Origin of the sequence: Micromonospora echinofusca, from assembly GCF_900091445.1 — a bacterium.
Classification (GTDB): Bacteria; Actinomycetota; Actinomycetes; order Mycobacteriales; family Micromonosporaceae; genus Micromonospora; species Micromonospora echinofusca.
In genome coordinates, this window is sequence record NZ_LT607733.1 from 4,712,346 (window position 1) to 4,734,858 (window position 22,513).

The window sequence follows — 22,513 nt, forward strand, 5'->3', positions numbered from 1 at the left end:
ATCCCCGCCACAGAAACGGACGATTGGGTACTTCCTAACCCCACCGTCGAGGTCGCATGCTGCGGTTGACTCCTCACGCATCGTCAGCGACGCGCGACGGGTCCGCCACGTCGCGGTGGCGGCCGCCGCGCCCGACACCGGGGAGAGCCATGGAGCTGTTCCGCAGACTCCGCGTCCCGTGGGCGCAGCGGATGCCGGCCCGCCCCGACGACGGGGCCGCCGACGGGGCCGGGGCGGGTCCCGTCCCGGCGGCCCGGCGCGCGACGGAGCCGGTCGTCGCGCCGGCCAGCCTCGATCCGGCCGCCGTCCCGCGCTACTTCGGCCCGGTGCCGAACCACGCGCGCAGCCCGCTGCCGGTCGTCGACGCCGACGGTTCCGTGGTGCCCGGCACCGGCATCCGCAAGTTCGTCGACGCGCTACCGCGCCTCGGCACGCCCGGCCGCACCGAGCTGGGCGCCCGCCTGCCGGTGGCGGTGCCCGACACGGTCAGCTACCCGGGCTGCGACTACTACGAGATCGGCCTGGAGCAGTACGCGCAGCGGCTGCACCGGGACCTGCCGGCGACCCGGCTGCGCGGCTACCGGCAGCTCAACCTCGGCACGGACGCCCACGGGCACAACACGGTCGTGCCGGCGGGGCGGCCCTGGCACCTGGGTCCGTTCATCCTGGCCCGGCGGGGCCGGCCGGTCCGGGTCAAGTTCATCAACCAGCTGCCAACCGGCCGCTCCGGCGAGCTCTTCCTGCCGGTCGACGCGACCGTCGACGGCGCCGGGACCGGCCCGCTCGACGGCCCGGCGCCCTACCCGCAGAACCGCGCGGTGCTGCGGCTGGCGGGCGCGCACACCGCCTGGACCAGCGCCGGCAACCCCTGGCAGTGGACCACCCCGGCCGGTGAGATCACCCCGTACCCGACGGGACCCGGCCTGACCCACGTGCCCGACATGCCGCCGCCCGGCGCGGGCGCCACCACCCTCTACTACCCGAACGAGCAGAGCGGGCGGCTGTGCTGGTTCCACGACAACACCGTGGGCCTGGCCCGGCTCACCGTCTACTCCGGGCAGCTCGCGCTCTACCTGCTCACGGACCCGGCCGAGGAGCGACTCGTCGCCGACGGGGTGCTCCCCGCCGACCAGCTGCCACTGGTGTTCGAGGACAAGACCTTCGTGCCGGAGGACGCCCAGCTCGCCGCGGAGGACCCCACGTGGGACCGGGACCGCTGGGGCTCCCGGGGCAGCCTCTGGCACCCGCACGTCTACCAGCCCCGGCAGAACCCGCACCGGGCCGACGGGGCGAACCCGACCGGCCGGTGGGACTACGGCCCCTGGTCGCGTACGGCCGACGACACCGGGCAGCGGGACCAGCCGGCAACGCCCCACCCGGCGGGCCCGGTGCCGAACCCGCACCACGATCCGGTCGCCGAACCCGACGAGCCGCCGCTGGCGCCCGGCGTACCGCACCCCTCGGCGGTGCCCGACGCGTTCGGCGACACCGTGCTGGTCAACGGGATCGCGTACCCGTACCTGGAGGTCGAGCCGAGGACGTACCGGTTCCGGATCCTCAACGCCTGCCTGGACCGCGCCCTGAACCTCCAGCTCTACCGGGCCCGCTCGGACGGGCCGATGTGGCACGCGGACGGCGCGCTGGCCGACGCCGACGCCGGTGAGGTGCCGATGGTGGAGGCGGTACGCGCGCCGGACCGGCCGGCCCGCTGGCCGACGGACGGGCGCGAGGGCGGGGTCCCGGACCCGCGCGCCGCCGGCCCGCGCCTCGTCCAGATCGGCAACGAGTGCGGCCTGCTCCCCGCGCCGGTGCCGGTGCCGAACCAGCCGGTCGGCTACCGGTACGACCGGCGCGACCCGACCGTGCTCAACGTCGACTCGCACGCGCTGCTGCTCGCCCCGGGGGAGGTCGCCGACGTGCTGGTCGACTTCTCCGCCGTCGCGCCCGGCGGCACGCTGATCCTCTACAACGACTGTCCCGCCCCGCTGCCCGGCTTCGACCCGCGCGCCGACCACTTCACCGGTGGCCCGGACCGCACCGCCGAGGGCGGGGCGCCGCCGACCCGCCCCGGGTACGGGCCGAACACCCGCACCCTGCTCCAGTTCCGGGTGGCCGGGACCCCGGCGCCGCCGTACGACCTGGCCCGGCTGCGCGAGCGCCTGCCCGCCGCGTACGCGGCCAGCCAGCGGCCACCGATCGTCCCGCAGCCGGCGTACGACGCCGCGTTCGGCACCCGGACGGCGCGCGACACGGTGGTGCCGGTGCACGCCGCGACGGTCAGCTTCGTCCCGGCCGGCGCCGCCGCCCCGGTGCTTCTGCCGATCGAGGTCAAGTCGGTGCAGCAGGTCTTCGAGCCGGAGCACGGCCGGCTCGTCGGCCGGCTCGGCGTCGGGCACCCGCACGCCGGGCCGCTCTCCCCCACCGTCCTGCCGCTCGGGCCGAGCGATCCGGCCACCGAGGTCCTGCACGTCAGCGACCCGGCCGTCGCGGTGGGTGGGCCCGCAGACGGCACCCAGCTCTGGCGGATCCGCGGCAACAGCCGGCAGACCCAGCCCGTGCGGTTCACCGGCTGCGACGTGCAGGTGATCGGCCGGGTCGGCTGGAACGGCGCCACCCGGGCGCCGCATCCGGCGGAGCGGGGCTGGAAGCAGGTCGTCCGGGTCGACCCGCGCGAGGACGTGATCGTCGCGCTCCGGCCGGTCGCGCCACCCCTGCCCTTCAAGATCGGCGACAGCGTGCGGCTGCTCGACCCGCTCCGGCCGGCGGGCGCCCGGACGGGCTCGACCCCGGTCAGCCCGGTGGACGGGCGGCCCGCGCTGGTCGTCAACCAGCTCGTCAACCTGGGCTGGGAGTACCACTGGCACAGCCAGCTCGGCGGCCACCGGGACCAGGGCATGATCCGGCCACTGGTGCTGCGGATGTCGCCCCGGGCACCGACGGGGCTGACCGCGACCCCGGCCCCCGGCTCGGCCACCGCGCTGCCGGCGATCGCGCTGACCTGGACGGGCAACGGCAGTCGTCCCCCGGCCACCAGCCACCTGCTCCAGCGGGCCACGGACGCCGCCTTCACGGACGGGCTCATGTCGATCACCGTGGCGGCCACGGCGACCCGCTACACCGACGCCACCGTCACGCCCGGGGTGACCTACCACTACCGCATCCGGGCGGAGAACGCGGTGAGCTGCTCCACGTGGTCCAACAGCGTGCCGGCCTCGGTGCAGCTCGCCGCGCCGGCCGGACTGACCGCGACGATCCCGCCCGCCGCGCCGCTGCGGATCGCGCTGCGCTGGGCCAACCGTTCCTTCGCCACCGGGATCGACGTGCAGCGGGCCACCAATCCGACGTTCAGCAGCGGGCCGGGCACCACGGCCATCGGGGTCGGCGACAACCACCTCGACGCCGCCGTGGCCCCCGACACCACGTACTACTACCGGGTGCGGACCACCTACCTCGGCGCCGCCTCGGCCTGGTCGACGGTGGCCCGGGCGACCACCCCGCCGGCACCGGGCCCGCCGACGGGGGTGACCGCCACCGCGACGGCCCCCGGGCCGGACACGGCGACGGTGATCCTCGGCTGGGCGGCGAACACCCCGGCCGCGCCGGGCGCGGGATTCATCGTGCAGCGGGCGCTGGACCCGGCGTTCAGCCGGGAGGTGGCGACCTTCACCGTCACCGGCCGGGGCTTCACCAACACCGGCCTGGCGCGCGGCGTCACCTACCACTACCGGATCCGGTCGTTCAACGTGGTCGGCGCCTCCCCGTTCACCGGCCCGATCCCGATAACCACGCCGCCGTGACCCGCCCGCGCCGGATCGTGAGGCAGGGCGGCGTCAGGGGGTGCGGAGCGGGGCGTTGACGGCGCGGAGTTCGGTCAGGGCCGAGGCGACGCCGTGCAGCAGGTCGGTCGCCTCGGTGAGGCGCGAGGCCGCCGGGTGCGCGGCGTCGGGGTGCGCGTCCCCGGCGACGTAGCCGGCGGCGGCCACGACCAGCCGCTCGTACGCGGTGACGCCCTCCTCCAACTGCGCGGTCAGGGCGCGGTGCGCCTCGGCCAGCGGCGGACGGGACTCGGCCGGGGCGAGCCGGAGCGTGCGCTCGACGCTGGCCACCCGGTCGGCGAGGTCGCGCAGCGACCGGTCGGCCTCGGCGGCCTCCAGCACGGCCGGCGACGCCAGCCCCGTCAGCCGCCCGGTCATCCCGGCGAGGGTGAGGGCGGCCCGGTCCAGCCGGGCCCACGGCTCGGCGGCGCTGGTGCCGCGCAGCGCCACCCGCGAGCGCACCCGCCGGACCTCGGCGAGCACCCCCGGGCCGACCGGCAGCCGCTCCACGGCGGCGACCAGCTTGGCGCGCGACCGCGCGGCGGCCTCGGCCGGGTCGAGCGGCGGCGGCGCCGGCTGGGCGGCCAGCGCCCGCAGGTCGATCCAGCGCCAGGCGGCGAGCACCAGCGCGCCGCCCGCGCCGGCCGCCCACGCCGCGTCGGGCAGCCCGAGCCCGGCGTACGGGGTCAGCACGGCGGCGGCGCCGCTCAGGCCACCGGCCGTGACGCTCCACCGGCGTGCGGAACCCCGCAACCGGCTCAGGCGCCGGAAGTACCGCGTGCGCTCGTCTGCCACCTCTGCCTCCTCGACCCGGCCGCTCAGCCGGCGGCGGTGGTGTCCCCGGTGCCGCGCTCGCGGCCCATGCTGGCCCGGATCTCGTCCAGCCGGGCGGCGGCCGCGGGGTCGGCGGCCGGCGCGGCGGGCTGGGTGTGCTCCACGGCCGGTCGTTCCTGCTTGCCGCCGAGTTGCTCGCCGGCCATGCTCGACCGGATCTGCTCCAGCCGGGAGGAGCCGGCCGAGTCGAGCGTGGACTTCTGGATCTCCAGCATGCGGCCCTCGACGGAGTTGCCGGCCAGCTCGGCGCGGCCCATCGCCGTGGCGTAGCGCTGCTCGATGCGGTCACGCACCTCGTCGAGCGAGGGCGTGTTGGCGGGGGCGGTCAGCGACGACATCGACTCCAGCGAGCGGGCCACGCTCTCCTGCATCTTGGCCTGCTCGAGCTGGCTGAGCAGCTTGGTGCGCTCGGCGAGCTTCTGCTGGAGGATCATCGAGTTGTTCTCGACCGCCCGGCGGGCCTGGGCGGCGGCGCCGAGCGCCTGGTCGTGCAGGGTCTTGAGGTCCTCCGTGGCCTGCTCCGCCGAGACGAGCTGGGTGGCCAGGGTCTGCGCGGACTGCTCGTAGCGGCCGGCCTCAGTCTCGTCGCCCCGGGCGCGGGCCTGGTCGGCGAGGACCAGGGCCTGGCGGGCGTTGGCCTGCAGCCGCTCGACCTCGGACATCTGACGGGACAGCTTCATCTCCAGCTGCCGCTGGTTGCCGATCACGGCGGCAGCCTGCTGCACCAGCGCCTGGTGCTGGCGCTGCGCCTCCTCGATGGCCTGCTGGATCTGCACCTTCGGATCGGCGTGCTCGTCGATCCTGGCGCCGAAGAGCGCCATCAGGTACTTCCACCCCTTGACGAACGGGTTCGCCATCTTTGCGTTGTCCCCTCAGTAGCGTCGCTCCGCCTCGACCGCGCCGGATGCTCCCGGCCGGCTCCGGCGCGGCAGTGGCTCCATCGTCCCAGCCGGACGCCACCCGGGCACCCGTACCGGCGAGCGAAGCGAGCGCCGACGCCGTCCGCGATCAAGGGTACGCGGCGCCGTCGAGGCCGACCACGTGGCGCGAGAGCGGAAGGTGGATCAGGCGGCGCAGACCACGTCGCGCTCGCTGCCCCGGACCCGGGAGCTGCGCAGGGTGGCCTTGAGCGGGGAGTCCTGACGGACCTGGACGGCGACCGTGCCGTCCGAGCTGACCTGGTGCACGCCCCGACCCGTGCTCCTGCGCACCGCGACGGGGGCGGCGGGCACGGCCGGCTCGTCCTGAACCGGCACCAGCACGCCGGGCATCTGCTCGGCGAGGGCGACCGTGTCGCTGACCTCGCGCAGCAGCTCCGACAGGCGCGCGCCGAGCGCGTCGCAGATCGCCGCCAGCAGCTCGCTGGAGGGCTCCTTCTGGCCGCGTTCGATCTCGGAGAGGTAGCCGAGGCTGACGTTGGCGGCGGAGGAGACCTCCCGCAGGGTGCGGTGCTGCCCCTGCCGGCGCGCCCGCAGTGCGTCACCGATCACGCGGCGTAGCAGGACCATTCGCACCTCCCCCTGAGGGACACCACTCTTTCACGCGGCCCGTCCGGCGCGTCGAGCCGCACCGGTCGCCGGAGCCTTCCCGCAACCGTACCCGTTGCGGGCCCTCACGACATCCCACCCCGCCCCTCGGATCCGGGGAGAACCGTCACCGGCGACCCGCGCCGGCCGCGTCGGTCCGCCCGCCGTCGGCCCCGGCCGTCCGGGTGCCGGACTCCGCCGGCTCGGCGGCGTCGGCCTCGTGGATCCGCCCGGCGAGCAGCCGCAACGCCTCGACGACCGTGGCCGAGCGGATGTGGTCGCGACCGCCGGCCAGGTCGAGCTGCCGGACCTCGGTGCCGGACGGCCCGGCCACGGCGACGTAGACCAGCCCGACCGGCTTGCCGTCCTGCGGTTCGGGACCGGCCACCCCGGTGGTCGCCAGGCCCCAGTCGGCCCCGCAGCGTCGCCGTCCGCCCTCCGCGAGGGCCACCGCCACGTCCGGGTCGACCGGCCCGCGGTCGGCCAGCAGATCCTCCGGTACGTCGGCGAGCAGCGACTTGAGCTCGGTGGCGTAGACCACCAGGCCGCCCCGGTAGATCCCGCTCACCCCGGCGATCTCGACGATCGAGGCGGCCAGCAGCCCGCCCGTGAGCGACTCGACGGTGGCGAGGGTCTCGTGCCGCTCCGAGAGGCTGTGCACCACGCCGGCCGCCGGGCTCCCGACCGGCCGTGCTCCGTCCGCGTCACTGTCCATGTCCCGGATCCTTTCCCCTCCCGGCGGGCCCTACGCATCCTCCCCGACCGGCGCGGGGGTACGTTCCGGAGCCGTCGACATCCGGGCGGCGGCTCAGGTGGTGGGGCGGCGGAGCCGGAGGGCCTGGGCGACGTAGTCGAAGCCGGTGACCACCGTGACGCCGACGGCGGCGGCCATGATCCACGGGCCGACGGCGGCGAGCACGGCCGGCATCGGCCACAGGTACCACGTGATGGCCAGGATCTGGAGCGCAGTCTTGATCTTGCCGCCCCGGCTGGCCGCGATGACGCCGTGCCTGATCACCCAGAAGCGCAGCGCGGTGATGCCCAGCTCGCGGGCGAGGATCACGGCGGTCACCCACCAGGGCAGCTGGTCGTACCAGGAGAGCAGCAGCAGCGCCGCCCCGGTGAGGGCCTTGTCGGCGATCGGGTCGGCGACCTTGCCCACCGAGGTGACCAGGGCGAACCGGCGGGCGATCCAGCCGTCCACCAGATCGGTCGCCGAGGCGACAGCGAAGATCAGGCAGGCGACCATCCGCCAGCCGGCGTGGGTCATCGCCGAGGCGACCACGGACGCCGCGAAGACCGGCACCAGGACGAGGCGCAGCGCGGTGAGCGCGTTGGCCGCGTTCAGCACGGGCACGCCCGCCACCACCGGCGCGGGAGTCGAGTCCGTCGCCCCGGTCACCGCCGCACCCCGCTCCGGCCGCCGTGGCGCACCTGGCACCCCACCACGTGGCTCCCCCGCTCCGTCCGGGCCCGCCGTCACCGTGTTGCGCCGGGCGCAGCCGAGATCATCTCATCCGGGACCGCGACCAGGTCCACCCCTTCGGTGCCGGTGACCGTCGCCCGCACCAGGTCGCCCGGGCGCAGCGCGGCCAGGTCCACCCCGCCGGCCGACGGGGCCACGAGGGTCGTCGAGCCGTCGACCTCGGGGGCCTGGTGGGCCGCCCGCCCCTCGACCACGCCGTCGTCGACCGAGTCGACCAGCACCTCGACCGTGGAACCCAGGCGCTCCTCGGCGCGCTGCGAGCAGAGCTCGTCGGCGAGCGCACTGAGCCTGTCGTAGCGGCGCTTGACCGTGGCGGCGGAGACCTTGCCCGACAGCCCGGCGGCCTCGGTGCCGTCCTCGTCGCTGTAGTCGAAGACCCCGATCGCGTCCAGCCGCGCCTCGGTCAGGAACCGGACCAGCTCCTGGTAGTCGGCGCGGGTCTCGCCGGGGAAGCCGACGATGAAGTTGCTCCGCGCGCCCGCCTCCGGGGCCAGCGCGCGGGCACTCGCCAGCAGCTCCAGGAACCGGTCGGTGGAGCCGAAGCGGCGCATCCGGCGCAGCACCGGCTCGCTCGAGTGCTGGAACGACAGGTCGAAGTAGGGTGCCACGCCGGGCGTGGTGGCGATCGCCTCGACCAGGCCGGGCCGGGTCTCGGCCGGCTGGAGGTAGCTCGCCCGCACCCGGACGATGCCGTCGATCGCGGCGAGCTGGGGCAGTAGCTTCTCCAGCGCCCGGGGGTCGCCCAGGTCCTTGCCGTAGGAGGTGGAGTTCTCGCTGACCAGCACCAGCTCGCGTACGCCGGTCTTGGCCAGCCACTCCGCCTCGGCGAGCAGCTCGTCGGGCGTACGGGAGACGAAGGCGCCGCGGAAGGCGGGGATGGCACAGAACGCGCAGCGCCGGTCGCAGCCGCTGGCGAGCTTGAGCGAGGCGACCGGGCCGGTGTCGAGCCGGTGGCGCAGCACCTGGCGCAGGTGGGCCGGGGTGTGCTCGTCGGTCTCGGTGACGCCCCGGACCGGGGTGCCGTGACCGGGCAGCGACACCGCGCTGTCGCGCCGCGAGACGGGGGTGAGCGGCAGCAGCTCACGCCGGTCGCGCGGGGTGTGCGCGCCGATCCGCTCGCCGGCGACCACGGCGTCCAGCCGGGCGGCGATGTCCGGGTAGTCGTCGAAGCTCAGCACCGCCTGCGCCTCGGGGAGGCTGTCGGCCAGCTCGCGGCCGTACCGCTCGGCCATGCAGCCGGCGGCGACCACCTTGGCGCCGGTGTCGGCGGCGGCCAGCAGGGTCTGGATGGAGTCCTGCTTCGCCTTCTCCACGAAACCGCACGTGTTGACGACCACCACGTCGGCGCCCTCGCCGTCGGTGGTCACCTGCCAGCCGTCGGCGTGCAGCCGGGCGGCCAACTCCTCCGAGTCGACCTCGTTGCGGGCGCAGCCCAGGGTCAGCAGGGCGACCCGACGGCCGTCGGCGGGGGAAGGGGAGGTGGCAGACACCATCCGAGGGTACCGGGCCGGCGGGCGGCGACCGTCAACGGCGGGCCGCCGCATCGACCGCCTCACACTCCCTCGCCGCGACGGCCGGCTCAGGCCACCGCCGCGCCGACCCGGACCAGCCGGTCGAGCAGGAAGACCTCCGTGCCGGCCAGGCCGGTCGAGCAGAAGACCGAGACCTGGTCCGCGTCGGTCCGGCCGGGGACCGCGCCGGCCAGCACGGCGCCCAGGTCGCGCAACCGCCCGGCGTACGCGGGCAGCGCCGCCAGCATCGGCGGGTCGTACGCGGCCGCCTGCGCGGGCGAGTCGGTCACCAGCAGGTCGGCGGCGTCCAGCAGGTCGGCGCCGAACTCGTGCCGGTCGACCTGCTTGAAGCCGACCGCGTTGACGTGGGTGCCGGGGGCCAGGTCGGCGGCGTCGAGCACCGGGGTGACGGCGGTGGTGGCGAGCACCACGACGTCGCGGTCGCGGACGGCGGCGCGGGCCGACTCCACCGCCCGCGCCGGCACACCCAACTCGGCGCGGACCCGGGCGGCGAACGCCTCCCGCCGGGCGACGGAGCGGCTGTGCACGGTGACCTCGCGCAGCGGACGGACGGCGGCGGCGGCCCAGACCTGGGTCCACGCCTGTCCGCCCGAGCCGATCACGCCCAGGGTGGCGGCGTCCGGTCGGGCCAGGGCGTCCACGGCCACCCCGCCGAGCCCGCCGGTACGCCGGGAGCCCAGCTCCTCGCCGACCGCCACCGCCCGGACCGCCCCGGTACGCCCGTCGTGCAGCACCACCACCTGCTCGCTCCCCGGGTGTCCGAACGTGTCGTACGAGCGGTAGCCGTACCACTCGCCGGTGAGGTGCCCCGCGGTGAGCACCATCCGTCCCCCGCCCAGCGGCGCGGCGGCCCGGGGCGGGGCCACCAGGCGGCCGGCGTACGCGGCGAGCAGGGCGTCGCGCATCGCGGCCACCGTGGTGGGTGCGTCCAGCGCGGCGGCGACGTCGGAGTCGGCGAAGAGCAGCGGCATGGTCCGATACTGCAAGTTGAAGCGAGGTTCACGTCAAGTCGTGGTGGCCCGGCTCACCCGGGCCGCCGCCCGGCCGGTGCTAACGTCGGTCGTGGCGGCCACGGTCGCCCCGGACGAGTGGTGGGCGTACCCGGTCAGGCCAAGACGCCCCGCGTGTGTGTACCGACCCACTCGTCCCGGCCCGACGGTCCGGGCGCCGACGCAGAGGTGATTCCCCATGGCCTGGATCGTGCTGGTGATCTCCGGACTTCTCGAGACCGCGTGGGCGATCGCCCTCGACCGCAGCGCCGGCTTCACGCGGCTCGTCCCCTCGCTGGTCTTCGGGGTGACCCTGGTGCTCAGCATGGCCGGGTTGGCGTACGCGCTGCGCGAGATCCCGGTCGGCACCGGCTACGTCGTGTGGGTCGGCATCGGGGCGGTCGGCACCGCCCTGGTCGGCATGCTGGCGCTGAACGAGCCGGCCAGCCTGCCCCGGATCGCCTGCCTGCTGCTGGTGGTCGCCGGCGTCGTCGGCCTGAAGGTCTTCCACTGACCGGCGTCCCCGGGCCAGGCGTGGCGGACGACCACAGTGGGTAGAGCTGTGCCTGGCACCGAAAGGCTCTCACCCACGGAGGCAGACATGGCCAACATGCACTCGACCGCCCGCCCGCGCACCAACGCCGCCCGCATCTGCACGATCCTGGCCTTCGTGTTCGCGGTCCTCGCGCTCCTGCTCAGCCCACTCATCTTCGGCGTGATCGGGCTGGTCCTGGGCATCGTCGGCGCCGTCCTGGGCGACAAGCCGCTCGGCTGGTACGCAGCCGCCGCCAACGTGGCCGCCATCATCCTCAGCCTGCTGATCGTCAGCGCGATCATCAACAACTGACCCCCGCTCCCCCGGGCGAAGACCGGGCCCGCCGGCGTGCCGGCGGGCCCGTCGCCTGTGCGCCCCGCCGGGTGGCTGCCGGCGCAGCCCCGCCTGGCGACGGTCGGGAACGGCCCCCCGCGCCATCAGCAAGCCGGTCCTACTCCTCGCCGCCGCGCAGGCCGGCCAGGACCTCCTCCAGCTCGTCCGGCTTGACCAGCACGTCACGGGCCTTGGAGCCCTCCGACGGGCCGACGACGCCCCGGGTCTCCATGAGGTCCATCAGCCGCCCCGCCTTGGCGAAGCCGACCCGCAGCTTGCGCTGGAGCATCGAGGTCGAGCCGAACTGCGAGGTGACGACCAGCTCGACCGCCTGCACCAGCAGGTCGAGGTCGTCGCCGATGTCCTCGTCGATCTTCTTCTTGCCGGCGTCGGGCGCGACGAGCACGTCGGGGCGGAACTCCGGCTCGCGCTGGTCCTTGCAGAACTTCACCACGTCGGCGATCTCGCGCTCGGTCACCCAGGCGCCCTGGATGCGGATCGGCTTCGAGGCGCCCATCGGCAGGAACAGGCCGTCGCCGCGGCCCAGCAGCTTCTCCGCGCCCGGCTGGTCGAGGATGACCCGGGAGTCGGCGAGCGAGGAGGTGGCGAACGCCAGCCGCGACGGTACGTTCGCCTTGATCAGGCCGGTGACCACGTCGACCGACGGGCGCTGGGTGGCCAGCACCAGGTGGATGCCGGCCGCGCGGGCGAGCTGGGTGATCCGGACGACCGAGTCCTCCACGTCGCGGGGGGCGACCATCATCAGGTCCGCCAGCTCGTCCACGATCACCAGCAGGTACGGGTACGGGCGCATCTCCCGCTCGCTGCCCGGCGGCGCCTTGATCTCGCCGTTGCGGACCTTGCGGTTGAAGTCGTCGATGTGCCGGACCCCGTTGGCGGCGAGGTCGTCGTAGCGCATGTCCATCTCGCGCACGACCCACTCCAGCGAGTCCGCCGCCTTCTTGGCGTTGGTCACGATGGGGGTGACCAGGTGCGGGATGCCCTCGTAGCCGGTCATCTCGACCCGCTTCGGGTCGATCAGCAGCAGCCGCACCTCGTCCGGCGTGGCCCGGGTCAGGATGGACACCAGCAGCGAGTTCAGGCAGGACGACTTGCCCGCACCCGTCGCGCCGGCGATCAGAATGTGCGGCATCTTGGCGAGGTTGGCCACCACGTAGCCGCCCTCGATGTCCTTGCCGAGCGCCACCACCATCGGGTGGTGGTCGCTGGTGGCGGCCCGCGAGCGCAGCACGTCGCCGAGCGCCACGTTCTCCGGGTCCGTGTTCGGGATCTCCACCCCGACCGCGCTCTTGCCCGGGATCGGGCTGAGGATCCGCACGTCGGGCGACTTCACCGCGTACGCGATGTTGCGGGAGAGCTGGGTGATGCGCTCGACCTTGACGCCCGGGCCGAGCTCCACCTCGTAGCGGGTGACGGTCGGCCCGCGGGTGAAGCCGGTGACGGCGGCGTCCACGCCGAACTGCTCGAAGACGCCGGTGAGCGCGACGATGACCTCGTCGTTGGCCTTGCTCCGGGACTTCGGGGCCGCACCGCTGCCGAGCATGTTGGCCGGCGGCAGCGTGTAGTCGCCCGACAGCCCGGTCAGCGCGAGCTGCTCGGCCCGGGTCGGGGCGGGCGAGTGCTCCGGCGGCTCGGCCGGCTTGCGGGTGGCCGGGACCCGGCCCGGGGGCTTGCGGGGCAGCACCAGGGTCTCCTGGAGGTCCACCCCGTCGAGGTCCTCGTCGAACTCCGCCGGGTCGAGCGGCGGCGGGGCGGCCCGCTTCGCCGGACGCTTACGGCGCGCGGGCTTGGCGGGCGCCTCGTCGGTCTCCTCCGGCCCGACCGGCGGGGCGATCCGGGTGCCGAACAGCAGACCGAGCCGCTCCGGGACCTTGTTGATGGGGGTCGCGGTGACCACCAGCAGGCCGAAGACCAGTAGCAGGATCAGCAGCGGCACGGCCACCCAGGCGGTGACCGCCCGCTCCATGAGGCTGCCGACGCCGGCGCCGACCAGGCCGCCGGCGAAGTCGCGCTGGCCCGCGTCGGCCGGCTCCTGTCCGATGTGCAGCATCGCGGCGGTGGCGACCAGCATGGACGTCCAGCCGACCAGCCCCCGGCCGCGGTGCTCGGGATCGACGGGCTCGCGCATCAGCCGCCAGGCGCCGATCATCAGCAGCACCGGCACTACGACCGAGATCGCCCCGAGGAAGAGCCGGACGGTGTCGGCCAGCCGCGCGCCGACCGGACCGGCGCCGGAGAACCAGAGGGCCACCGCGCTGAGCAGGGCCAGGCCGAAGACCAGCAGGCCCGCGCCGTCACGGCGCTGCTCCGGGTCGAGCCCCCGGGCGGAGCCGGCCTGCCGGAACGCCCAGCCGACGCCGTGCGCCATCCCCATCCACAGTGCGCGGACCGCCTGCCCGACGATCGGGCCCGGGCCGGGCCGGGCCGCCGGCCGCCGCCGGGGCGCCGCCCGGCCGGCCTTCTTCGCCGGCTGACGGGCACGACTGTTCGTGGTGCCACGCGGCGACGCGCCGCGCCGCCGGCTCGCCTGAGAGGTACGGCCCGCCATAGCATCAACCTAATGGCGTGACCCGGCAGAACGCCGCCTTTCCGGGTCGTGTCCGCGTGTCGCAGCGCGGGCCCGCCGCGTCACGTGATATCTGCCTCAGAAGGGATGCCCCCATGCCGTCGCCGGAGACCGAGGACGGCCGGGACGGCCCCCTGACCGGACACCCGGGGGCGCTGGAGCCGCTGACCGGCGAGCTGATCGCCGCCGTGCTGCGCAGCCGGGGATACCACGTCGGGGCCGACGCCGACGGCGACCTGGTCGGCCGCTGGGACGACAGCCTCATCTGGTTCCTGCGCCCCGGCACCGCCGGGGAGCTGCTCCAGGTCCGCACCCTGACCGCGCCGACGTTCCCCATCGAGTACGTGCCGGCGCTGCACGCCTTCTGCAACGCGTGGAACCACGACCGGCTCTGGCCGAAGGCGTTCGTCCACGTCGAGGACGACGGGCGGGCCCGGATCTGCGGCGAGGTCATCACCGACCTGGAGCGCGGCGTCACCGCCCACCAGCTCGACCAGCTGCTCGACTGCGGCATCGCCACCGGCTGCCAGCTCGCCACCGAGGTGGCCCGGCTGCCCGGCGGGGTGGTGGCGTGACGGGTCAGGGCGGGGGCGCGGCCGGCCGCGGCCTCGACCCGTTCGGGCTGCCCGGCTGGTGGAGCGGGCTGCGGCGCGGGGGCCGGCGGCCCGACCCCGCGCTGGCCGGCGCGCTCGCCGACGCCCGCGACACCGGAGACGGCGAGGCCCGCAGCACCGAGCTGGAGCGGATCGCCGCGCACGCCGACGCCACCGGCGACGACCGGACGGCGCTCGCGGCCCGGTTCGCGCTGATCGAGGCGTACCTCCTGCACGGGGAGCGGTGGCGGCTGGTCGAGCCACTGCGCCGCTGCCTCGCCACCGCCGGGCGCCGCCCCGAGCTGCTGGCGGGCGACCAGGCCGAGCTGCTGCGGCGCCACCGGCGCTACGCGGTCGAGGCCCTGCTCGGCTCGCCACGGGTCGGGCTGGACCAGGCCCGGGCCATGTTGGACGATCTCGCCGCGTGTGCCGCCGACGACCCGGCGGTCCTCGCCGAGCTGCGCTGCCGCATCGCCGACCACCTCGGCGACGAGCCGACCGCCCGGCGGTGCTACGAACGCTGGGCGGCGGAGGATCCGGGCCCGGTCGGCGGCTGCCCGGACTGCGCGGCGGCCCGGCGGGCGGAACTGCTCGCCGGATGGGGCGACCATCCGGCCGCGCTGACCGCCCTGGGGGACGTCGCCGACGGCTGCACCGAGCAACCGGAGCGGGCGCTGGCCGCCGGGATGCTGTCCTGGCTGCGGGCCGGTCAGCCGGAGCGGGCGGCCGAGGCGCACGTACGGGCGTACCGGCGGCACCGGCGGGAGCGGGCGGCCTTCCCGCTGCTCGCCGCTCACCTGCGGTGGTGCGCGCTGGCCGGACACCCCGCCCGAGGGCTCGACGTCCTCGCCGAGCAGTTGCCCCAGCTGGACCGGCCGCACGACGACCTGTCGGCGATGGAGTTCGCCGCCGCCGGGGCGCTGGTCTGTGCCCTCGCCGTGCAGGCGGGGCTCGGCGGCCGGACGGTGCACCGCCCGGCGTACGGGGTGCGGCCGGCCGCCGACCTGGACGTGGCGACGCTGGGCGCGACCCTGCTCGGGGTGGCCACCGCGCTGGCCGGCAGCTTCGACGCCCGCAACGGCACCGGCCACCAGTCCGGCCGGATCGCGTCCTGGCTGGCCGAGCGGCCGGCCGCCGCGCCGGTGCCCCTGCCGTCCGACGACGACCCCGACGACGTCGACGACCCGGCCGAGGAGGCCCCGCCGCCGGACGACGAACCCCGCCCGCTGGGCGTGGCGATGATCACCGCTGCCCTCGACCGACGCGGCGACCGCTACGAAGTGGACGACCGCGGCGCCGTGACGGGCCGGTGGGGCGAGGCGCTGATCCAGTTCCGGCGCGGCGGCGAGCGGGGCGAGATCCTCCAGGCCCGGTCCGTGGCGAGCCGCCGGCTGCCGGCCGACCGGCTGACGGAGGCGTACGCCTTCTGCAACTCCTGGAACCACGACCGGCTGCTGCCGAAGGCGTACGTGCACGAGCAGGACGGCGAGCTGATGCTGGCCGGCCACGTCGCCACCGACCTGGCGCACGGGGTGGCCCCCGCCCAGCTCGCGGTCCTGCTCGACGCGGCCGTGCAGACCTGCGTCGCGTACGCCGACGCGGTGGCCGCCCTGCCCTGACCGGCCGGCGGCCCACGGGTGGTGTCCGAAACCCGCCGGACGATCTCCTCGCGCCCTGGTGGACTGGTGCCCATGACGACGACGCACCAGCAGCACGCCGCCCAGCTCCTGCACTCCCTGCACCGCCCCGGCACACCGCTCGTCCTGCCCAACGCCTGGGACGTGGCCAGCGCCCGGATCGTGGCCGACTGCGGCGCGGCGGCGGTCGCCACGACCAGCGCCGGCGTCGCGTGGAGCCTGGGCGCCCCCGACGGCGACGAACTGGACCGGGAGCACGCCCTCGCGGTGGTGGCCCGCGTCGCCGCCGCCGTCACCGTCCCCGTCACGGCGGACATCGAGAGCGGGTACGCCGCCGACCCGGCCGGGGTGGCCCGCACCGTGGCCGGCGTGCTGGCCGCCGGCGCGGTCGGCGTGAACATCGAGGACGCCCCCGCGGCCGGGACGTCGGCACTGCGGCCGGTCGACGAGCAGTGCGCCCGGATCCGGGCGGCCCGGGAGGCCGCCGACGAGGCGGGGGTGCGGCTCTTCGTCAACGCCCGCACCGACGTCTACCTGCGGGCGGTGGGCGACCCGGCGGACCGGTCGACGGAGACGCTGCGCCGGGCGGAGGCGTACCGGGCGGCGGGCGCGGACGGGATCTTCGTGCCGGGCGTCGTCGACGCCGAGACCATCGGCGCGCTGGTCGCCGGGATCGACGGGCCGGTCAACGTGCTCACCGGGCCGGGTGGGCTGCCCGTCGCCACGCTGGCCGCGCTGGGGGTGGCCCGGGTCAGCCTCGGCTCGGCCGTCGCCGGGGCCGCGTACGGGCTGGTCCGGCGGGCCGCCGAGGAGGCGCTGCGCTCCGGGTCGTACGACTCGCTGGCCGGCGCGATCAGCTACGGCGAGCTGAACGCGCTGCTGGCCTGATCGGCGGAGGCCGGTCCGGTGCCCCACGACGACGCCCGCCGGCACACAAGGTGCGGGCGGGCGTCGTCGGCGCGGGTCAGACCTCGACGACGGTGGGAACGATCATGGGTCGACGCCGGTACGCGTCGTTCACCCACCGCCCCACGGTGCGCCGGACGATCTGCTGGAGCTGGTGCGGGTCGGTGATGCCGTCGGAGGCCGCGCGGTTCAGGGCCTCGGTGACCAGCGGGATCACCGGGCTGAACGCCTCCGGGTCCTCCGAGAAGCCCTTCGCCGAGAGCGTCGGGCCGCCCACCACCTTGCCGGTCACCGAGTCGACCACCACCGTGGTGGCGATGAACCCGCCGTCGCCGAGGATCCGGCGCTCGGTGAGCAGCGACTCGCTGACGTCACCGACGGCGAGGCCGTCGACGTAGACGTAGCGGCTCTTCACGTGCCCGACCAGGCTGGCCCGGCCCTCGACGAGGTCGACGACGTCGCCGTCCTCGCAGAGCACCACCCGGTCGGGGGCGACGCCGGACTCGATGCCGAGCCGGGCGTGCGCGCGCAGGTGCCGCCACTCGCCGTGCACCGGCATCAGGTTGCTGGGACGGACCACGTTGAGCAGGTAGAGCAGCTCGCCAGCGGGCGCGTGGCCGGAGACGTGCACCTTGGCCACGTCCTTGTGCACCACCACGGCGCCGGCCCGGGCGAGCCGGTTGATCACCCGGTAGACCGAGGTCTCGTTGCCGGGCACCAGCGACGAGGCGAGCACCACCGTGTCGCCCGGGGCGATGGTGATGTGCCGGTGGTCGCCGCTGGCCATCCGGCCCAGGGCACTCATCGGCTCGCCCTGCGAGCCGGTGGACATCAGCACGATCTGCTCGGGCGGCATGTTCGTCGCCTCTTCCAGCCCGACGACCAGCCCGGCCGGGATGTTGAGCAGCCCCAGATCGCGGGCGATGCCCATGTTGCGCACCATCGAGCGGCCGATGAGGGCGACCTTGCGGCCGTGCTCGGCGGCGGAGTCGAAGACCTGCTGCACCCGGTGCACGTGCGAGGCGAAGGACGCGACGATGATCCGTCCCTTGGCCTTCGCGAAGATCGAGTCGAGCACGGGCCCGATCTCCCGCTCGGGGGTGACGAAGCCGGGGATCTCCGCGTTGGTGGAGTCCGAGAGCAGCAGGTCCACGCCCTCGGCGCCGAGCCGGGCGAACCCGGCCAGGTCGGTGATCCGGCCGTCCAGCGGGAGCTGGTCCATCTTGAAGTCGCCGGTGTGCAGCACCAGGCCGGCGGGCGTACGGATGGCCACCGCGAGCGCGTCGGGGATCGAGTGGTTGACCGCGAAGAACTCGCACTCGAACGGGCCGAGCCGCTCCCGGCCCCCCTCCCGCACGGTCAGCGTGTAGGGCTGGATCCGCCGCTCGGCCAGCTTCGCCTCGACCAGGGCGAGGGTGAACTGGGAACCGACCAGCGGGATGTCGGGCTTGTGCGCGAGCAGGTAGGGCACCGCGCCGATGTGGTCCTCGTGGCCGTGGGTCAGCACGATCGCCTGGACGTCGTCGAGCCGGTCCAGGATCGGACCGAAGTCGGGCAGGATCAGGTCGACCCCGGGCTGCTCCACGTCGGGGAAGAGCACCCCGCAGTCGACCACCAGCAGCTTGCCGTCGTACTCGAAGACGGTCATGTTGCGACCGATGGCGCCGAGCCCGCCGAGCGGGATGATCCGCAGCCCACCCTCCGGCAGCGGCGGGGGCAGTTCCGTCTCGAAGTGCGCCTCGGTCACGCGTCCACCTCATTCTGCGACGCCGTCACTCGGCGTCCGTCGTGTCGTTCGGTCATTCGGGCAGTTCCAGGCCCGCCGCCGCGCTGTCGGCGCGGAGCTGGGCGATCTCGTCGTCGGTCGCGTCCACCAGCGGCGAACGCACCGGTCCGGCGGGCTTCCCGGCGGCCGCCAGGCCCGCCTTCACCAGGATCACGCCCTGGGCACGGAAGATGCCGGTGTACAGCGGCAGCAGCCGCCGGTGCAGGCTCAGCGCGGTGGCGGTGTCCCCCGCGTCGTACGCCTCGATCATCTGCTTGGTGAGCGCGCCGGTGAAGTGGGTCGAGGTGCCGACCACGCCGACGCCGCCCACGGCCAGCGAGGGCAGGGTGAGCGAGTCCTCGCCGCTGTAGAAGGCGAGGTTCGTCCGGCTGGTCACCCAGCTCGTGGCGGTCAGGTCGCCCTTGGCGTCCTTGACCGCGACGACCCGGGGGTGCTCAGCCAGGCGCACCATCGTCTCGGTGGCGATCGGCACGCCCGCCCGGTGCGGGATGTCGTAGAGCATCACCGGCAGGCCGGTGGCGTCCGCGACGGCGGTGAAGTGCCGCAGCAGGCCGCTCTGCGGCGGCTTGTTGTAGTAGGGGGTGACCACGAGCAGGCCGTGGGCGCCGGCCTTCTCGGCGGCCGCGGATAGCTCGATGGTGTGCCGGGTGTCGTTGGTGCCGACCCCGGCCACGACCTTGGCGCGGTCACCGACGGCCTCCACGACGGCCCGGATGAGCTGTTCCTTCTCCGCCTCGGTGGTGGTCGGCGACTCGCCGGTGGTGCCGTTGACCACCAGCGCGTCGTTGCCCTGCTCGTCGACCAGGTGGCTGGCGAGCTGCGCGGCGCCGTCGAGGTCGAGCGAGCCGTCGGCGGTGAACGGGGTCACCATGGCCGTGAGCACTCGCCCGAAGGGGCGGGACACCGCCCGGGCGGGCGTGTCAGGGTGGTCGTGCGTCATGCCACCAACCTAGCGGACGACCACCGGCGCCCCGCCGGGGAAGGCCTCAGGACAGCTCGGCGTGCGGGCTCGCCGCCACCTCGGTGCCGTCGGGCAGGGCCGAGATGACGAAGTCGGCGAAGACGTTCGGGGCGACGCCCTGGAGCTGCCGCAGGCACTCCACCGCCAGCTCACGGATCTCCACGTCGGCGTGCTCCGTCGCGCGCATGGCGATGAAGTGCCGCCAGGCCCGGTAGTTGCCGGTGACCACGATGCGGGTCTCGGTGGCGTTGGGCAGCACGGCGCGGGCCGCCTGACGGGCCTGCTTGCGCCGCAGCGTGGCGTTCTCCACGTCGGCGAAGCGCCGCTCCAGCCCCTCCAACAGCTCGTTGTACGCGCGCACGCTCGCCTCGGCGGCCTCCACGAACTTCTTGTGCAGCTCCGGATCGTCGGCGATCACCGAGGGCTCGACCATGGCGGCGTCGCGCTCCGGCACGTACCGCTGCGAGAGCTGCGAGTACGAGAAGTGCCGGTGCCGGATCAGCTCGTGGGTGAAGGAGCGGGACACCCCGCTGAAGTAGAAGCTGACCGAGCCGTGCTCCAGCACGCTCAGGTGCCCCACCTCGAGGATGTGCGCGAGGTAGCCGGCGTTGGTGGCGGTGGCCGGGTTGGGCTTCTTCCAGCTCTGGTAGCAGGCCCGGCCGGCGAACTCCGCGAGCGCCTGGCCGCCCTCGGCGTCGGTCGACCACGGCACCTCGTCGGGGGCCTCGAAGTGGGTCCACGCGACGAGCTTGACCTGGGGCTGCACCATCTCCGGCATTCCTGGGACTGTAGCGGCGGCGCCCCGGGCCACCCAAGCCAGGCTCGCCGGGTGCAATGTCGGTCACCGGCGGACGGACGGCACCGACGGGCGGATCACGGTCGACCGGCCGAGTGAGCGGGTGGCGGCAGGTGCGTTGGCGCGACCGGCCGACGAAGGCGCGGACGTCGGGCCCAGCGCGCCGCCGCCAAGCGGCCGGCGTGGACGTCGGGCTCGGCCCGGAGGGGTCAGACGTAGAGGGAGGTGAAGGGCGCCCAGGGCAGGTTGCGCAGGATCGTGAAGGCGAGCCAGGCGGCCAGGAAGACGCCGATCACCCGGGAGCTGATCCGCAGCTCGGGCAGGCGCCAGCCGAACGCCTGCTTCCCGGCCCAGGCGACGAAGAGGTAGGCCAGGAAGGGCAGCGCGAAGACGAAGAGGAAGTGGTGCCGGGCGGCGGCCGGCAGGTCGCCGTGCAGGACGTACCAGAGCGCGCGGGTGCCGCCGCAGCCCGGGCAGTCCAGCCCGGTGGTGAGCTTGAGCAGGCAGGTCGGCGCGGCGTCCGGCGCGGAGCGCGTGGGGTCGCTGATCAGCGCGTAGCCGATGCCGGCGGCGACGCAGCCGAGCGCGGCCAGCGGCACGGCCCAGCGCGGTGAGCGGTCGTAGAGGCGGACGACGAAGCGGGTGAGCCGGTCCGGCTCGGCGACGGGGTAGGCCGCCGCCCCCGGATAGGGCGAACCCGGATGGTCCGAACCCGGATAGGGCACCCCGGGGTGGGGCGAATCCGGATAGGGCGAACCCGGGTGGGGTGGCGCCTGGTCCGTGGGCAGTCCGCCGGCCGGTGCCGCCGGGCCCGCCTGGGGCGGGGCGTCGAGCCCGCCCGTCTGCGGATGCGACGGGGAGGCCGGTCCGTCAACGCTCGTCACGTCGCTCACCGTACACCGGCCACGCCCACCAGCGCGGCGGCCAGCGGCGCGGCCAGGTCGCCGGCGGCGGGCGGGGCCACCGCGTCGAGCCCCAGCCAGCCGGCGAGGCGGTGCAGCTCGGCGGCGAGCGCCAGGGCGGTCTCGCCCCGGTCGACGCCCGGCTCGCCCCACGCGGCCGGCACCAGCAGCACGCCGGCCTTCCGGTCGGCCTTCAGGTCGACCCGGGCGGTGAACCGCTCCCCCTGGAGGAAGGGCAGCACGTAGTAGCCGTGCACCCGCTGCGCCGCCGGCACGTAGATCTCGATGCGGTAGCTGAAGTCGAAGAGCCGCTCGGTGCGCGCCCGCTCCCAGACCAACGGGTCGAACGGGCTGACCAGGGTGTTGCCGCGCACCCAGCGGGGCAGTCGCGCCCCGGCGTGCAGCCAGGCGGGCCGCCGCCAACCCTGCACGGCGACCGGCAGCAGCTCACCCGCCTCGACCAGCTCGGCGATGGCCTGCCGGGCGCCGGCCACCGGCAGCCGGAAATAGTCGCGCAGCTCCGGCTCGGCGGCCACCCCGAGCGACCGCGCGGCGATGCCCACCAGCGCGCGGTGGGCATCCGCACCGGTCGGCGTGGGCGCGTCGAGCACCGCGGCCGGCAGCACCCGCTCCGGCAGGTCGTAGCGGCGGGCGAACGACGTGGTGCGGTCGGCGGCCGTCACCTCCCCCGCCCAGAACAGGAACTCCAGCGCCCGCTTCACCGCCGACCAGTTCCACCCCCAGTTGCCGGTCTCCCGGGGCGCGTCGTGCTCGATGTCGGCGGCCGTGAGCGGCCCCCGGGCGGCCACCTCGTCGCGGACCCAGGCGACCAGGTCGGGCTGATCCTCGACGATGCGCCGCATCCCGCCCCAGGCCTCCGAGCGGGCCCGGGCCATCCGCCAGCGCAGCGCGGGGTGCAGCCCGACGGGCACCAGCGACGCCTCGTGCCCCCAGTATTCGAACAGCTCCCGGGGGCGGCGGTAGGCGGCGGCGTCGAGCAGCGACGTCGGGTAGGGCCCGAGACGGCTGTAGAGCGGCAGGTAGTGCGCCCGTTGCAGCACGTTGACCGAGTCCATCTGGATCAGCCCGACCCGGTCGAGCACCCGGCGCAGATGCCGGCGGGTGGGCACCCCGGTGGGCGCGGGGTCGGCGAAGCCCTGGGCGGCGAGCGCCACCCGGCGTGCCTGGGCGAGCGAGAGCGATTCCGGTGCGGTCATCGTCGGGCACCCTAATCCAGACGTACGACACCGGTGCGGACGCTGGACCGGTGGCCCGCCGAGGCATACAACGGACAC

Annotated in this window: 19 protein-coding genes and 1 riboswitch; of the genes, 6 read left to right on the plus strand and 13 right to left on the minus strand. The window is 75.1% G+C overall.

The window, feature by feature from the left end:
* Nucleotides 1-149 precede the first annotated feature (149 nt).
* Entirely contained in the window at nt 150-3,797 is a 3,648-nt protein-coding gene (locus GA0070610_RS20025) for a hypothetical protein (RefSeq protein ID WP_089001458.1), read from the plus strand.
* Nucleotides 3,798-3,830: 33 nt separating this feature from the next.
* Here GA0070610_RS20025 and pspM read toward each other — a convergent pair whose 3' ends face one another.
* The 7 genes from pspM to GA0070610_RS20060 all read right to left on the minus strand — a co-directional run bounded on the left by pspM (nt 3,831) and on the right by GA0070610_RS20060 (nt 10,164).
* Entirely contained in the window at nt 3,831-4,610 is a 780-nt protein-coding gene (gene pspM, locus GA0070610_RS20030) for a phage shock envelope stress response protein PspM (protein ID WP_089001459.1), read from the minus strand.
* A 23-nt stretch (nt 4,611-4,633) separates the two neighbouring features.
* Nucleotides 4,634-5,506, minus strand: coding sequence for a PspA/IM30 family protein (locus GA0070610_RS20035; RefSeq protein WP_089001460.1), 873 nt, complete (start codon nt 5,504-5,506; stop codon nt 4,634-4,636).
* 207 nt (nt 5,507-5,713) lie between these two features.
* Nucleotides 5,714-6,157, minus strand: coding sequence for a helix-turn-helix domain-containing protein (locus tag GA0070610_RS20040; RefSeq protein ID WP_089001461.1), 444 nt, complete (start codon nt 6,155-6,157; stop codon nt 5,714-5,716).
* Between the two features lie 145 nt (nt 6,158-6,302).
* Nucleotides 6,303-6,890: a CinA family protein gene (locus GA0070610_RS20045; protein ID WP_089001462.1), complete on the minus strand. Its 588-nt coding sequence runs from the start codon at nt 6,888-6,890 to the stop codon at nt 6,303-6,305.
* Nucleotides 6,891-6,983: 93 nt separating this feature from the next.
* Nucleotides 6,984-7,577, minus strand: a complete 594-nt coding sequence (pgsA, locus tag GA0070610_RS20050) for a CDP-diacylglycerol--glycerol-3-phosphate 3-phosphatidyltransferase (RefSeq protein WP_089001463.1) — start codon at nt 7,575-7,577, stop codon at nt 6,984-6,986.
* Between the two features lie 77 nt (nt 7,578-7,654).
* Nucleotides 7,655-9,154 carry a 30S ribosomal protein S12 methylthiotransferase RimO gene (gene rimO / locus GA0070610_RS20055; protein ID WP_089001464.1) on the minus strand — a complete coding sequence of 500 codons (1,500 nt, stop codon included), beginning with the start codon at nt 9,152-9,154 and terminating at the stop codon, nt 7,655-7,657.
* Nucleotides 9,155-9,240: 86 nt separating this feature from the next.
* Nucleotides 9,241-10,164: an ornithine cyclodeaminase family protein gene (locus GA0070610_RS20060; RefSeq protein ID WP_089001465.1), complete on the minus strand. Its 924-nt coding sequence runs from the start codon at nt 10,162-10,164 to the stop codon at nt 9,241-9,243.
* An 89-nt stretch (nt 10,165-10,253) separates the two neighbouring features.
* Nucleotides 10,254-10,318: riboswitch (guanidine-III (ykkC-III) riboswitch) on the plus strand.
* Nucleotides 10,319-10,381: 63 nt separating this feature from the next.
* Here GA0070610_RS20060 and GA0070610_RS20065 point away from each other — a divergent pair.
* Both GA0070610_RS20065 and GA0070610_RS20070 read left to right on the plus strand, forming a co-directional pair.
* The gene (locus GA0070610_RS20065) at nt 10,382-10,696 is read left to right on the plus strand and encodes a DMT family transporter (protein WP_089001466.1); all 315 of its coding nucleotides are present in this window, start codon (nt 10,382-10,384) and stop codon (nt 10,694-10,696) included.
* An 87-nt stretch (nt 10,697-10,783) separates the two neighbouring features.
* On the plus strand, nt 10,784-11,029 hold the full coding sequence (locus GA0070610_RS20070) for a hypothetical protein (protein WP_089001467.1): 246 nt from the start codon (nt 10,784-10,786) through the stop codon (nt 11,027-11,029).
* A 139-nt stretch (nt 11,030-11,168) separates the two neighbouring features.
* On the opposite strand, the gene GA0070610_RS20075 is transcribed toward GA0070610_RS20070, so the two are convergent.
* Complete coding sequence (locus GA0070610_RS20075) at nt 11,169-13,619, minus strand: FtsK/SpoIIIE family DNA translocase (RefSeq protein ID WP_089001468.1); 2,451 nt, start codon at nt 13,617-13,619, stop codon at nt 11,169-11,171.
* A gap of 113 nt (nt 13,620-13,732) precedes the next feature.
* Between GA0070610_RS20075 and GA0070610_RS20080 the strand changes: the two genes are divergently transcribed.
* From GA0070610_RS20080 to GA0070610_RS20090, 3 genes are all read left to right on the plus strand, one after another.
* Nucleotides 13,733-14,212: a type III secretion system chaperone family protein gene (locus GA0070610_RS20080; protein WP_089001469.1), complete on the plus strand. Its 480-nt coding sequence runs from the start codon at nt 13,733-13,735 to the stop codon at nt 14,210-14,212.
* Nucleotides 14,209-15,849: a type III secretion system chaperone family protein gene (locus tag GA0070610_RS20085; RefSeq protein WP_089001470.1), complete on the plus strand. Its 1,641-nt coding sequence runs from the start codon at nt 14,209-14,211 to the stop codon at nt 15,847-15,849. Before GA0070610_RS20080 ends, GA0070610_RS20085 begins: the two co-directional genes overlap by 4 nt.
* Nucleotides 15,850-15,921: 72 nt before the next feature.
* Nucleotides 15,922-16,755, plus strand: coding sequence for an isocitrate lyase/PEP mutase family protein (locus GA0070610_RS20090; RefSeq protein WP_089001471.1), 834 nt, complete (start codon nt 15,922-15,924; stop codon nt 16,753-16,755).
* A 76-nt stretch (nt 16,756-16,831) separates the two neighbouring features.
* On the opposite strand, the gene GA0070610_RS20095 is transcribed toward GA0070610_RS20090, so the two are convergent.
* The 5 genes from GA0070610_RS20095 to GA0070610_RS20115 form a co-directional block, all read right to left on the minus strand.
* Nucleotides 16,832-18,520: a ribonuclease J gene (locus tag GA0070610_RS20095; RefSeq protein WP_089001472.1), complete on the minus strand. Its 1,689-nt coding sequence runs from the start codon at nt 18,518-18,520 to the stop codon at nt 16,832-16,834.
* A 52-nt stretch (nt 18,521-18,572) separates the two neighbouring features.
* Nucleotides 18,573-19,499, minus strand: a complete 927-nt coding sequence (gene dapA / locus GA0070610_RS20100; protein ID WP_089001473.1) for a 4-hydroxy-tetrahydrodipicolinate synthase — start codon at nt 19,497-19,499, stop codon at nt 18,573-18,575.
* Between the two features lie 46 nt (nt 19,500-19,545).
* Complete coding sequence (gene thyX, locus GA0070610_RS20105; RefSeq protein ID WP_089001474.1) at nt 19,546-20,289, minus strand: FAD-dependent thymidylate synthase; 744 nt, start codon at nt 20,287-20,289, stop codon at nt 19,546-19,548.
* 236 nt (nt 20,290-20,525) lie between these two features.
* On the minus strand, nt 20,526-21,209 hold the full coding sequence (locus GA0070610_RS20110; protein ID WP_089001475.1) for a DUF2752 domain-containing protein: 684 nt from the start codon (nt 21,207-21,209) through the stop codon (nt 20,526-20,528).
* On the minus strand, nt 21,206-22,435 hold the full coding sequence (locus GA0070610_RS20115; RefSeq protein WP_089001476.1) for a winged helix-turn-helix domain-containing protein: 1,230 nt from the start codon (nt 22,433-22,435) through the stop codon (nt 21,206-21,208). The genes GA0070610_RS20110 and GA0070610_RS20115 overlap by 4 nt, the downstream gene beginning before the upstream one ends.
* Nucleotides 22,436-22,513: the final 78 nt, after the last annotated feature.